Origin of the sequence: Mycobacterium sp. JS623 (genome assembly GCF_000328565.1) — a bacterium.
Lineage (GTDB): Bacteria > Actinomycetota > Actinomycetes > Mycobacteriales > Mycobacteriaceae > Mycobacterium.
Map to the genome: position 1 here is coordinate 4,638,252 of NC_019966.1, position 13,192 is coordinate 4,651,443.

The 13,192-nt window shown below is 60.8% G+C and carries 8 protein-coding genes, 3 rRNA genes and 1 pseudogene; 6 read left to right on the forward strand and 6 right to left on the reverse strand.

Annotated elements, in window-relative coordinates; translation table 11 throughout:
* The first annotated feature begins 2 nt into the window (after positions 1–2).
* The 3 genes and pseudogenes from MYCSM_RS22650 to MYCSM_RS38380 all read left to right on the forward strand — a co-directional run.
* Positions 3–1,457 (forward strand): aldehyde dehydrogenase, encoded by a 1,455-nt coding sequence (locus MYCSM_RS22650; protein ID WP_015308504.1) that lies wholly within the window; start codon positions 3–5, stop codon positions 1,455–1,457.
* Positions 1,458–1,463: 6 nt separating this feature from the next.
* Positions 1,464–2,459: a PDR/VanB family oxidoreductase gene (locus MYCSM_RS22655; protein ID WP_015308505.1), complete on the forward strand. Its 996-nt coding sequence runs from the start codon at positions 1,464–1,466 to the stop codon at positions 2,457–2,459.
* Positions 2,456–2,674, forward strand: a pseudogene (locus MYCSM_RS38380) (Rieske 2Fe-2S domain-containing protein); the annotation flags it as partial. The gene MYCSM_RS22655 and the pseudogene MYCSM_RS38380, both read left to right, overlap by 4 nt.
* 29 nt (positions 2,675–2,703) lie before the next feature.
* On the opposite strand, the gene MYCSM_RS38385 reads toward MYCSM_RS38380, so the two are convergent.
* Positions 2,704–2,895 (reverse strand): hypothetical protein, encoded by a 192-nt coding sequence (locus tag MYCSM_RS38385; RefSeq protein ID WP_232425871.1) that lies wholly within the window; start codon positions 2,893–2,895, stop codon positions 2,704–2,706.
* On the opposite strand from MYCSM_RS38385, the gene MYCSM_RS38390 reads away from it, so the two are divergent.
* The 3 genes from MYCSM_RS38390 (at position 2,885) to MYCSM_RS22670 (ending at position 5,820) form a co-directional block, all read left to right on the forward strand.
* Positions 2,885–3,556, forward strand: coding sequence for a hypothetical protein (locus MYCSM_RS38390; protein WP_232425830.1), 672 nt, complete (start codon positions 2,885–2,887; stop codon positions 3,554–3,556). The genes MYCSM_RS38385 and MYCSM_RS38390 overlap by 11 nt on opposite strands.
* A gap of 294 nt (positions 3,557–3,850) precedes the next feature.
* Entirely contained in the window at positions 3,851–5,326 is a 1,476-nt protein-coding gene (locus MYCSM_RS22665) for a DNA-3-methyladenine glycosylase 2 family protein (RefSeq protein ID WP_015308507.1), read from the forward strand.
* Entirely contained in the window at positions 5,326–5,820 is a 495-nt protein-coding gene (locus MYCSM_RS22670; RefSeq protein ID WP_015308508.1) for a methylated-DNA--[protein]-cysteine S-methyltransferase, read from the forward strand. The genes MYCSM_RS22665 and MYCSM_RS22670 overlap by 1 nt, the downstream gene beginning before the upstream one ends.
* Here MYCSM_RS22670 and MYCSM_RS22675 read toward each other — a convergent pair whose 3' ends face one another.
* From MYCSM_RS22675 to murA, 5 genes are all read right to left on the reverse strand, one after another.
* The gene (locus MYCSM_RS22675; protein WP_015308509.1) at positions 5,821–6,255 is read right to left on the reverse strand and encodes an SRPBCC family protein; all 435 of its coding nucleotides are present in this window, start codon (positions 6,253–6,255) and stop codon (positions 5,821–5,823) included.
* 80 nt (positions 6,256–6,335) lie between these two features.
* A 5S ribosomal RNA gene (gene rrf, locus MYCSM_RS22680) occupies positions 6,336–6,450 on the reverse strand.
* A 105-nt stretch (positions 6,451–6,555) separates the two neighbouring features.
* A 23S ribosomal RNA gene (locus tag MYCSM_RS22685) occupies positions 6,556–9,684 on the reverse strand.
* 386 nt (positions 9,685–10,070) lie between these two features.
* Positions 10,071–11,594: ribosomal RNA gene (locus tag MYCSM_RS22690) — 16S ribosomal RNA — on the reverse strand.
* Together the 16S, 23S and 5S rRNA genes form the textbook arrangement of a ribosomal RNA operon.
* Before the next feature lie 311 nt (positions 11,595–11,905).
* A complete protein-coding gene (gene murA, locus MYCSM_RS22700) occupies positions 11,906–13,159 on the reverse strand; it encodes a UDP-N-acetylglucosamine 1-carboxyvinyltransferase (protein ID WP_015308510.1) in 1,254 nt (417 codons plus the stop codon).
* Positions 13,160–13,192 lie beyond the last annotated feature (33 nt).

Genomic DNA, 13,192 nt, shown 5'->3' on the forward strand with positions numbered 1-13,192 from the left:
CAATGACGACAATCGATTACCCACAGCTCTACATCGCCGGCACCTGGACAGCGCCTGCCGGTCACGACACTATCGGGGTCTATTCGCCGACCACCGAAGAGCGGGTCGGTTCGGTGCCAAGGGGCACCGCGGCAGATATCGACGCCGCGGTGGCCGCCGCCAGGACCGCATTCGACGCTCCCGACGGATGGGCGAATTGGCATCCGAAGCAACGCGCCGATGTCCTTGAACGATTCGCCGTGGAACTGGAAGCCCGCGGCGGCGAAACGGCGCGACGGGTGTCGATGCAGAACGGCATGCCGATCTGGCTGGCCCAACAGTTCGAAGCTGGCTTTCCCCCGATTCTGCTGCGCTACTACAGCGACCTGATGACCAGTGCGCCAGCCGAGGAGACCCGTCCCGGCATGCTCGGCGGCACATCACTGGTCTCCAAGCAGCCCGTCGGCGTCGTCGGCGCGATCGTGCCCTGGAATGTCCCCCAGGGGATCACGTTCCTCAAACTCGCACCCGCATTGGCCTCCGGCTGCACCGTTGTCCTGAAACCAGCCGAGGAGACAGTGCTCGACGCCTTCCTGATGGCCGAGGCCGCCGCAGCAGCAGGCCTGCCCGACGGCGTGTTGAATGTGGTTCCGGGCGGCCGTGAGGTAGGTGCCTACCTGGTCGAGCACCCCGGTGTCGACAAGGTGTCGTTCACCGGATCCACCGCGGCGGGCCGCTGGATCGCCGAAACGTGCGGACGGCTGCTGCGGCCGGTCACCCTCGAACTCGGCGGCAAGTCGGCGGCCATCGTCCTCGACGATGCCGACCTCGCCAGCTTGATCGAGCCCTTTTTCGGGGCAACACTGCTCAACAACGGCCAGATCTGCTGGCTCAACACCCGGGTATTGGCACCGCGAAGCCGCTACACCGAAATCGTCGACACGATCACCGATTTAGCGCGCTCACTGACGTTAGGCGATCCGCTCGACCCCCAAACCAAAGTCGGCCCAATGGTTTCGCAGCGCCAGCGTGACCGTGTCGAAATGTATATCGCCAAGGGCAAGAGCGAAGGTGCGCGGATGACGACCGGAGGTGCGCGACCGGAAGGACTGGACCGCGGGTGGTTCGTCGAGCCCACCGTCTTCGCCGACCTGGACAACACCGCAACGGTGGCACGCGAAGAGATCTTCGGGCCAGTGCTGTCGCTGATTCCCTACTCCGACGAAGACGACGCCGTCGCCATTGCGAACGACAGCATTTACGGTCTCGGCGGGACGGTATGGTCCTCGGATCCCGAACGCGCGGCCAGCGTCGCCCGCCGCGTTCAGTCGGGGACCATCGGGGTCAATCACTACGTCAACGATCCGGTCGCCCCGTTCGGCGGCATCAAACAAAGCGGAATGGGACGCGAACTCGGTCCGGAGGGACTGGACGCATTCCAGGTCTACAAGACCATTTACCTGCCGCCCACGGCGTGACAGCCGATGTCCGCGCCTGCCATCACCATGCCTAGCGCCAGCGTCCATGAATTTACGGCGGATCTGATCGTCCGCGGCCGCAGCACGCCCGCAGAAGGCGTGGTCGTGCTGGACCTTGCCCATCCAGAGTCGCAAGACCTTCCACCTTGGGAACCGGGGGCACACATCGACTTGGTTCTCGGTGACGGGCTCACGCGCCAATACTCACTATGCGGTAACCCGCGCGATCGGGGGGTCTGGCGTGTCGGGGTCCTGCTCGATCCCAATAGTCGCGGTGGTTCGCAGTTCGTTCACGACAATCTCGACGAGGGCGCGACGGTGCGAGTTCGTGGCCCCCGCAATCACTTTCCGCTGGTCGACTCACCGACGTACCGCTTCATCGCAGGAGGTATCGGCATCACCCCGATCGCGGCGATGATCGAGGCAGTCCAATGCGCGGGCAGTGAGTGGACACTGCTTTACGGCGGACGGACCAGGACTTCCATGGCCTTCGCCGATGAACTTGTCGAGCGCTACCCCGACCGTGTAACTGTGTGGCCGCAGGACGAGCGGGGCATTCTCGACCTCGACTCGCTCCTCAAGGATCCCGAGGACAACGCGTTGGTGTACTGCTGCGGGCCGGAGCCATTGCTCGCGGCGGTCGAGCAGCACTGCGCCCCATGGCCTTCGGGGACACTTCACATCGAACGGTTCACCGCGAAAGCGCCGAGCGCAGAGCAGGCCGCTGAAGGGCTCGATCAATTTGAGGTCGTCTGCCAGCGGTCGGGAATCACTGTGGAGATCACAGCCGACAAGTCGATCCTGGAAACCCTCGAGGAAGCCGACGTTCCGATCATGGCCAGCTGCTATGAAGGCGTATGCGGCACCTGCGAAGCGCGGGTACTGGAGGGCACTCCGGATCACCGCGACTCGATGCTCACCGAACCTGAGAAGGCCGCCGGCGAAGTGATGCTGGTGTGCGTGTCGCGCTCACGCAGCGAAAGGTTGGTGCTGGACCTGTGAGTACCAACTATCCGAAGAAGTGCTGGTACGTCGCGGCTACCTGCGATGAAGTAACCGAGGCGCCGTTGGGCCGTCGGTTACTCGGAAAAGATGTAGTGCTATGGCGCGGCGCGAGCGGCCAGGTCAATGCCTTCGAAAACCGTTGCGCACACAGGGCATTCCCGCTGTCACACAGCCGCGTCGACGGAGACCGCTTGGTCTGTGGTTACCACGGTTGCACGTATGACACCGAGGGCACGTGCGTCTACACACCGACCCAGCCCCAGGTCCCGACGGGGATGAGCGTGCCGGTGTTTCCGGTGTTGGAGGAATCCCCGTTTGTATGGATCTGGATCGGACCGCCGGCCGCTGCCTTCGGCAGCCGACCGCCGAGCATGCCGTGGATCAAAGACGTCGCGTGGTCGACATTCGCCGATTCTTGGCACGTGGACGCCAATTACATGATGGTTCACGAACACTATCTGGACTTCAGCTACGCCCCGGTGGTTCATGCGCGGGATCTGCCGCCGGGACTCAACAGCATGCCGGCGTTCAACGATGTCGAAGTGAGCGAAACGACCGTTTCCTATACCCGTGTGTTGCAGGAACTTCCGCTCGCTGATTGGCAAGCGGATGCGACCGGACTGGACCGGGCGCTGACCTATAAGCATCGTGAGGGCGGCACATTCGCCTCCCCGGCCGTTCACCGGCAATATTGGGACATCGAGACCGCGGATGGTGTTGTGTACACGACGACGCGGACCCATGGCATCACGCCGGAGACGGAATCAACCTCGCACGTGTTCATGCAAGCCTCGCGCAACTACCGTATCGACGGCCGAGATCGCGCCGCGGTGACCAACGGACTGCGTTCATTCCTGGCCGAGGTCAGCCGACGGGACACATCCATTCTTGAGATGGCCTCCAACCACTCGGGTTACGACGGATGGCGAGGAGGAGTGGAGTTTCAGGCAGACGCCGCCGCGCTGCGCGCTCGACGCATTGTCGGGGTGATGCTGGCCAAAGAGGCGGGCCCGTCGGCGATACGTCCTGGTCTTGCTCCCAACAGCAGGAGTGACTCGCTCAGTCCTTCGGCGCCCCTCGTCCTCGGCGGTTAGTGATGCAGAATGTCGAAGACCATAAATCGCTAAATAGTTAGCGCATTAGTAAGTTGGTGCGCTACCGTTCCCATCGCCAGCAGGTCGCTACAGCCATAACGCAACTGAGTGTCTCTTCTACAGCGCACACCCGCACGGTGTCTCAGATTCGTGTCACATATGCCATCGAGGTGACACGGCAGATGAGAATTTGACACCGAGTTTGAGAACCTACAGACGTCCCACGTTTGGCGCCGCCACGACAATGTCGTTTTTCCGCCAGTGATGTCGGTGGGCTCGTGTAATTGTCGATGCATGCACGAAGATTTCGACCGCTGTTACCGGGCCGTGCAGTCCAAGGACGCCCGGTTCGACGGCTGGTTCGTCACTGCCGTGCTGACCACGAAGATCTACTGCCGACCGAGTTGCCCGGTCCGGCCGCCGTTCGCCCGCAACATGCGGTTTTATCCGACGGCTGCGGCCGCGCAACGGGCGGGTTTCCGCGCCTGCAAGCGCTGCCGACCGGACGCCTCGCCGGGCTCGCCGGAGTGGAACGTGCGCGGCGACGTGGTGGCGCGGACCATGCGCCTGATCGCCGACGGCACCGTCGATCGTGAAGGCGTCACCGGACTCGCTGCACGCGTCGGCTACACCATCCGGCAGCTCGAGCGGCTGCTGCAGGCCGAGGTCGGCGCCAATCCGCTGGCGCTGGCCAGGGCGCAGCGCAGCCAGACCGCGCGGGTGCTGATCGAGACGACGGAGCTGCCGTTCGGCGACGTCGCGTTCGCAGCGGGGTTCTCGAGCATCCGCCAGTTCAACGACACTGTTCGTGCGGTCTGCGATCTGACACCGACGACTCTGCGCCGACGCGCCCGCACGCGGTTCGGGCGAGGCAACGGCGCGTTGTCGCTGCGGCTGCCGGTGCGGACGCCATTCGCCTACGAAGGACTGTTCGGTCATCTCGCGGCAAGCGCGGTACCCGGTGTCGAGGAGGTGCGCGACGGCGCCTACCGGCGCACTCTGCGATTGCCTAACGGCAACGGAATCGTAAGTCTCACACCGCAACCCGCCCATGTGCAGTGTCAGCTGGTATTGGATGACTTCCGTGATCTATCCACCGCGATCGCCCGGTGTCGGCGACTGCTGGATCTCGACGCCGATCCCGAAGCCGTCGTCGACGCACTCAGCGCCGACCCCGACCTGACTGCATTGGTGGCCAAGGCGCCTGGCCAACGGATACCGCGCACGGTCGACGAGCAGGAGCTGGCGATCCGAGTAGTGCTCGGCCAACAGGTGTCGTTGAAGGCCGCACGCACCCACGCCCGACGCATCGTGATGGCCTACGGTCAGCCGGTCACCGATTTCAATGGCGGTCTGACGCATGCCTTTCCGGCGGTCGAGCATCTTGCAGAAATCGATCCCGCGCATCTGGCGTTCCCGAAGTCGAGACAGCGATCCCTGACGACGCTCATCAGAGGGATGGCGCAGGGAGAGATGGTCCTCGACGCCGGCTGCGACTGGAACCGCGCCCGCGAGCAGCTGTTGGCGCTACCGGGGATCGGCCCTTGGACCGCCGAGGTGATCGCGATGCGTGGTCTAGGGGACCCCGACGCGTTCCCAGCCAGCGACTTGGGTGTGCGACTTGCGGCGAGGCAGCTGGGGCTGCCCGGCGATGCCCGCCCGCTGACCGAGCGCAGTATGCAATGGCGGCCATGGCGGTCGTATGCAACTCAGCACCTATGGACGGCCCTCGATCACGCGGTCAACGAATGGCCGCCGAAGGAGAAGTGATGCAACAAGTGCTGTTTCGGTCGATGGAGAGTCCGGTCGGGAAGCTGACACTCGCGGGTACCGCTGGGCGACTCATGCATCTGCGTATGGTCGACCAGACATACGAGCCGAGCCACGATGGCTGGGAACCCGATGACGACGCATTCTCCGAAGCAGTCGAACAACTCGAGGCTTATTTCGCCGGCGACCGGATCGACTTCGACCTCGACCTGAATCTGGTCGGCACTGCATTTCAGCGGCGAGTGTGGGAGGCGCTCCTGACAATCCCTTATGGAGAAACACGGTCGTACGGGGAGATCGCGCGACAGATCGGATCGCCCGGCGCGTTTCGCGCTGTTGGACTGGCGAACGGCCACAACCCGATCGGCATTATCGTGCCGTGCCATCGTGTAATCGGATCAAACGGCAGCCTCACCGGATACGGCGGCGGCCTCGACCGAAAAAGGGCATTGCTCGCCTTAGAAAAGAGCCGTTCTGCGCCCGCGTTGTTCTGACTAACGTTCCAGCGCTTTGGCGCAGCCAGCGAGAACCGCCGCGAAGCTGGAGCGCAGTAGCCGAAAGCTCAATGCCTCCAGCACTTTTCCGCCGGCGTAGACCGGATGGCCGTATACGGTGTGCCAGCCGACATGTGTGCCATCACCTGCCGGGGTGAACGTCAACGTGCCGCCTTCGTGGTTGAACGGCGGCAACGAACGAAGGATGAGGTACGAGTAGCTCCGCGGCCGGTCGTATGCGGTGATCTCCTCTTCGAACCACATTCCGGCCCCGATCACCCATCGTCTGACGCCGGCCGCCGCTGCCGACGTACCCTTCGTGAACCCTGCCCGTAGCGCGAGCGGGGCGGCCGTCAGATTGACCGGTTCTGCCAGCCAATCGAACACAGCTTGCGGAGGCGCGGCGATCGTCCGCTCGACATACAGCTCGACCACTGAAGGCTCCTTGCAGTTTTCGTCTCTCCACAAATGCCTTTGCCCCCCAATAGAATTGGGGGGCAAAGGACTTAAATTGTGTTCGGCGGTGTCCTACTTTTCCACCCGGGTTGGGTAGTATCATCGGCGCTGGCAGGCTTAGCTTCCGGGTTCGGGATGGGTCCGGGCGTTTCCCTGCCGCTATGGACCGCCGTAACTCTATTCACTTTTCGGTGCCCCACGGTTTTGTGTGGGGAAGTGTTATTTGGTGGTGGGGTGCAGTGGTTTGACTGCTGTGGATGTGTGTGTGGTTGCGGGTGTGTGTGTAAGTTTTCGGCCGGTTAGTGCCAGTTCCCTGAACACATTGCTGTGCGTGTAGGTCTGGTCTATCGATCCCGTGGTCTGCGGGGGGCCTTATCCCACTTGAATGGGTGAGAAGCCTGGTCTTGGAGGGGGTTTCCCGCTTAGATGCTTTCAGCGGTTATCCTGTCCGAACGTGGCTATCCAGCGGTGCCCCTGGTGGGACAACTGGTGGACCAGAGGTTCGTCCGTCCCGGTCCTCTCGTACTAGGGACAGGTTTCCTCAAGCTTCTGACGCGCGCGGCGGATAGAGACCGAACTGTCTCACGACGTTCTAAACCCAGCTCGCGTGCCGCTTTAATGGGCGAACAGCCCAACCCTTGGGACCTGCTCCAGCCCCAGGATGCGACGAGCCGACATCGAGGTGCCAAACCATCCCGTCGATATGGACTCTTGGGGAAGATCAGCCTGTTATCCCCGGGGTACCTTTTATCCGTTGAGCGACACCCCTTCCACTCGGGGGTGCCGGATCACTAGTCCCGACTTTCGTCCCTGCTTGACGTGTAGGTCTCGCAGTCAAGCTCCCTTGTGCACTTACACTCAACACCTGATTGCCGTCCAGGTTGAGGGAACCTTTGGGCGCCTCCGTTACATTTTAGGAGGCAACCGCCCCAGTTAAACTACCCACCAGGCACTGTTCCTGAACCGGATAGACGGTTCGAGGTTAGAGGCCCAATACGATCAGAGTGGTATTTCAACGATGACTCCACAATCACTGGCGTGACTGCTTCACAGTCTCCCACCTATCCTACACAAACCGTATCGAGCACCAATACCAAGTTGTAGTGAAGGTCCCGGGGTCTTTTCGTCCTGCCGCGCGTAACGAGCATCTTTACTCGTAGTGCAATTTCGCCGAGTCTATGGTTGAGACAGTTGAGAAGTCGTTACGCCATTCGTGCAGGTCGGAACTTACCCGACAAGGAATTTCGCTACCTTAGGATGGTTATAGTTACCACCGCCGTTTACTGGGGCTTAAATTCTCCGCTTCACCCCCGAAAGGGTTAACGGGTCCTCTTAACCTTCCAGCACCGGGCAGGCGTCAGTCCGTATACATCGTCTTGCGACTTCGCACGGACCTGTGTTTTTAGTAAACAGTCGCTTCTCACTGGTTTGTGCCACCCCCCACCGCTGCCGGCTGCAAGAGCCATGACGATGTGAGGTCCCCCTTCTCCCGAAGTTACGGGGGTATTTTGCCGAGTTCCTTAACCATAGTTCACTCGTACGCCTCGGTATTCTCTACCTGACCACCTGTGTTGGTTTGGGGTACGGGCCGTGTCTGTGCTCGCTAGAGGCTTTTCTCGGCAGCATAGGATCACCGAATTCACCTCACTCGGCTATGCATCACCTCTCGGACTCATATGACACCCGGATTTACCTAGATGTCGTCCTACCGGCTTGCCCCAGTATTACCACTGACTGGTACGGCTACCTTCCTGCGTCACCCCATCGCTTGACTACTACCAAAGAAGATCCCACGCAGCCCCACCACCCCATCACCCGAAGGATCCGGTGGTCGTGGTTTTGGGCGGTTAGTACCTCTGATTCGTCAGGGGCGCACATACACGGGTACGGGAATATCAACCCGTTGTCCATCGACTACGCCTGTCGGCCTCGCCTTAGGTCCCGACTCACCCTGGGCGGACTGGCCTGGCCCAGGAACCCTTGGTCTTTCGGCGGGCAAGGTTCTCACTTGCCTTATCGCTACTCATGCCTGCATTCTCACTCCCACACCCTCCACCACTGAATCACTTCGTGGCTTCACCGGATGCAGGACGCTCCCCTACCCAACAATCCTCGCGGACCATTGCCGCGGCTTCGGCGGTGTGCTTGAGCCCCGCTACATTATCGGCGCACAATCACTTGACCAGTGAGCTATTACGCACTCTTTCAAGGGTGGCTGCTTCTAAGCCAACCTCCTGGTTGTCTTCGCGACTGCACATCCTTTTCCACTTAGCACACGCTTAGGGGCCTTAGCCGGCGATCTGGGCTGTTTCCCTCTCGACGCACGGAGCTTATCCCCCGCCGTCTCACTGCCACGCTTTCATTTACCGGCATTCGGAGTTTGGCTGACGTCAGTAACCTAGTAGGGCCCATCGGCCATCCAGTAGCTCTACCTCCGGCAAAAAACACGTAACGCTGCACCTAAATGCATTTCGGGGAGAACCAGCTATCACGGAGTTTGATTGGCCTTTCACCCCTACCCACAACTCATCCCCTCAGTCTTCAACCTAAGTGGGTTCGGGCCTCCACAACATCTTACTGCTGCTTCACCCTGGCCATGGGTAGATCACTCCGCTTCGGGTCCAGAACACACCACTACACCAATCCCAACGAATTGGATACGCCCTATTCAGACTCGCTTTCGCTGCGGCTACCCCACCCGGGTTAACCTCGCGACATGTCCCTGACTCGCAGGCTCATTCTTCAAAAGGCACGCCATCACCCCACAACAAAGTCGAGGGCTCTGACGGATTGTAAGCGCACGGTTTCAGGTACTCTTTCACTCCCCTCCCGGGGTACTTTTCACCATTCCCTCACGGTACTAATCCGCTATCGGTCACTGGGAAGTATTCAGGCTTACCGAGTGGTCTCGGCAGATTCACAGCAGATTCCACGGGCCCGCTGCTACTCGGGGACAGTTCCACGAAAGCCGTCAAATTTTCGGTTACGGGGCTCTCACCCTCTCCGGACAGGCCATCCCAGGCCACTTCACCTAACCCAACGGTTTATCACTTTCGCCCTGGCCGGCGGACCAGAGAAGAAACGCCCCACAACACCGCACACACAACCCCCGCCGGGTATCACATGCATACGGTTTAGCCATCCTCCGCTTTCGCTCGCCACTACTCACGGAATCACTTTTGTTTTCTCTTCCTACGGGTACTGAGATGTTTCACTTCCCCGCGTTCCCCCCCAACGCCTATATATTCAGCGTTGGGTGACACGACATCACTCGTGCCGGGTTTCCCCATTCGGACATCCTCGGATCCACGCTCGGTTGACAACTCCCCGAGGCATATCGCAGCCTCCCACGTCCTTCATCGGCTCCCAGTGCCAAGGCATCCACCATGCGCCCTTAAACACTTACAACACAAAACCAATTGTATTAACAAAAATTGCACATCAACACACACAAAAACACCAACCCCCCAACGGAAGGCCAGCGCCCACATGCGTGCTAGATGCTCGCAACCACTATCCACAAATCAAACACCACACCCCACCACCAAAACTCGGGGCGACAACAACCAACTCCCTATCCCCGGTTTCCCACCATCGGGACGAAGAGATAGCGGGCTTGTTGTCTCAAAGCCCAATAGTGTGTCTGGCAATCCATCACCGATGTCTCCCCACCGGCTCAACGTTTGTCGTGCACCAGAACCACACCCACTACAGGTGCGGCCCATCCATCGAATCGCCCAAATCTCGGTGATCCGCGCGATGCGGGCCGGCTCGGGTCTCGTGGTGCTCCTTAGAAAGGAGGTGATCCAGCCGCACCTTCCGGTACGGCTACCTTGTTACGACTTCGTCCCAATCGCCGATCCCACCTTCGACGGCTCCCTCCCACAAAGGGGTTAGGCCACCGGCTTCGGGTGTTACCGACTTTCATGACGTGACGGGCGGTGTGTACAAGGCCCGGGAACGTATTCACCGCAGCGTTGCTGATCTGCGATTACTAGCGACTCCGACTTCACGGGGTCGAGTTGCAGACCCCGATCCGAACTGAGACCGGCTTTGAAAGGATTCGCTCCACCTCACGGCATCGCAGCCCTTTGTACCGGCCATTGTAGCATGTGTGAAGCCCTGGACATAAGGGGCATGATGACTTGACGTCATCCCCACCTTCCTCCGAGTTGACCCCGGCAGTCTCTCACGAGTCCCCGCCATAACGCGCTGGCAACATGAGACAAGGGTTGCGCTCGTTGCGGGACTTAACCCAACATCTCACGACACGAGCTGACGACAGCCATGCACCACCTGCACACAGGCCACAAGGGAAACCACATCTCTGCAGTCGTCCTGTGCATGTCAAACCCAGGTAAGGTTCTTCGCGTTGCATCGAATTAATCCACATGCTCCGCCGCTTGTGCGGGCCCCCGTCAATTCCTTTGAGTTTTAGCCTTGCGGCCGTACTCCCCAGGCGGGGTACTTAATGCGTTAGCTACGGCACGGATCCCAAGGAAGGAAACCCACACCTAGTACCCACCGTTTACGGCGTGGACTACCAGGGTATCTAATCCTGTTCGCTCCCCACGCTTTCGCTCCTCAGCGTCAGTTACTGCCCAGAGACCCGCCTTCGCCACCGGTGTTCCTCCTGATATCTGCGCATTCCACCGCTACACCAGGAATTCCAGTCTCCCCTGCAGTACTCCAGTCTGCCCGTATCGCCCGCACGCCCACAGTTAAGCTGTGAGTTTTCACGGACAACGCGACAAACCACCTACGAGCTCTTTACGCCCAGTAATTCCGGACAACGCTCGCACCCTACGTATTACCGCGGCTGCTGGCACGTAGTTGGCCGGTGCTTCTTCTGCATCTACCGTCACTTGCGCTTCGTCGATGCTGAAAGAGGTTTACAACCCGAAGGCCGTCATCCCTCACGCGGCGTCGCTGCATCAGGCTTGCGCCCATTGTGCAATATTCCCCACTGCTGCCTCCCGTAGGAGTCTGGGCCGTATCTCAGTCCCAGTGTGGCCGGACACCCTCTCAGGCCGGCTACCCGTCGTCGCCTTGGTAGGCCATCACCCCACCAACAAGCTGATAGGCCGCGGGCCCATCCCACACCGCAAAAGCTTTCCCCCACCAACCATGCAGCCAGCGAGGTGTATTCGGTATTAGACCCAGTTTCCCAGGCTTATCCCAAAGTGCAGGGCAGATCACCCACGTGTTACTCACCCGTTCGCCACTCGAGCACCCCCGAAAGGGCCTTTCCGTTCGACTTGCATGTGTTAAGCACGCCGCCAGCGTTCGTCCTGAGCCAGGATCAAACTCTCCAAACAAAACCCAAAAAGGCCATTCAGAAAAATCTGAACCAAAGCAAGACACCAAAAACTGGCATCAAAAACAACCACCCCCCAAACGGGAAAAAGAGGGCAGCCAAAAAACAACAACAAACAAAAACCACCAAACACACTATTGAGTTCTCAAACAACACACCCGCGCTGCAGGCAACCCTGCCACTGTACTCCACGTGGACAGAGACGTCAAACCCCGTCCTCCAGTCCGAATGGCCTGGGGCCGTGGGCTTCTCGATAAAGAATACGCCCTTGTCCCCCACCCGCCAAAGCGGGGTCACTTAACGCATCGAGCGCTAGACGACCCGCTCTATTTCGGCGCCCAGACTCACAAGTTGCTCGACGAACAGCGGGTAGCCGCGATCGATGTGGAACACGTCATGAACCTCGGTGTCACCATCGGCGACCAGCCCCGCAAGCACCAAGCCGGCGCCGGCCCGAATATCGGACGACCACACCGGCGCGCTGGACAGTTGCGGGATGCCCCTGACCACTGCGTGGTGGCCATCGGTGCGGGCGTCGGCACCGAGCCGGATCATTTCTTCGACGAACCGGAACCGGGCCTCGAACACGTTCTCCGTGATCATCGACGTACCGTCCGCGATCGAAGCCAGGCCGATCGCCATCGGCTGCAGGTCGGTCGGGAATCCCGGGAACGGCAGCGTCGCGACGTTGACTGCTTTCGGCCGCTCGTACTGAACCACCCGGAAACCGTCGTCGGTCTGCGTGACGGTGGCGCCGGCGTCGTGCAGCTTGTGCAGCACCAATTGAAGGTGCTGCGGATCGATACCCGTCACCGAGATATCCCCGCGGGTCATTGCGGCGGCAATGCCCCACGTGGCCGCCACGATGCGGTCGCCGATCACCCGGTGCTCGGTCGGATAGAGGCGGTCGACGCCTGTGATCGTCATCGTCGGCGTCCCCGCACCCGAGATCTGGGCCCCCATCTGGTTGAGCATCGTGCACAGGTCGACGACGTCTGGCTCGCGCGCGGCGTTGTGAATGGTCGTGACCCCTTCGGCGACCACGGCGGCCATCAGGATGTTCTCCGTGGCACCCACCGACGGGAACTCCAATTGAATCTCGGCGCCGCGCAAGTGCTCTGCCTCGGCCACGACACAGCCGTGCTCGATGTTGCAGCGCGCACCCAGCTGCCGCAGACCGGCCTGGTGCATATCCAACGGCCGCGACCCAATCGCGTCGCCGCCCGGCAGCGCAACCTTGGCTCGCTTGCATCGTCCGACCAACGGGCCGAGCACACACACCGACGCCCGGAACTGTCGGACCGCTGCGAAATCCGCGTCGTACTTGGGTTCGTCGGGCGAGGTGATTCGAACGGTGTCACCGTCGAGCTCGACTGTGGCGCCCAGACCGCGCAGCACCTCCGCCATCAGCGGAACGTCCAGAATGTCCGGGCAGTTGGTGATCGTGCTGGTTCCCTCGGCAAGGAGCGAGGCCGCCATCAGCTTCAAGACGCTGTTTTTGGCTCCCCCGACAGCAACTTCGCCCGATAACCGGTTTCCCCCGGTCACCACGAATCGCTCGCTCACGCGGCTTAGTGTAAACAGCGGCACCCGACGGTG

Coding starts and splice junctions, on each gene's coding strand:
- MYCSM_RS22650 (WP_015308504.1), top strand. CDS start 3: ATGACGACAATCGATTACCCACAGCTCTACATCGCCGGCACCTGGACA.
- MYCSM_RS22655 (WP_015308505.1), top strand. CDS start 1,464: ATGTCCGCGCCTGCCATCACCATGCCTAGCGCCAGCGTCCATGAATTT.
- MYCSM_RS22665 (WP_015308507.1), top strand. CDS start 3,851: ATGCACGAAGATTTCGACCGCTGTTACCGGGCCGTGCAGTCCAAGGAC.
- MYCSM_RS22670 (WP_015308508.1), top strand. CDS start 5,326: ATGCAACAAGTGCTGTTTCGGTCGATGGAGAGTCCGGTCGGGAAGCTG.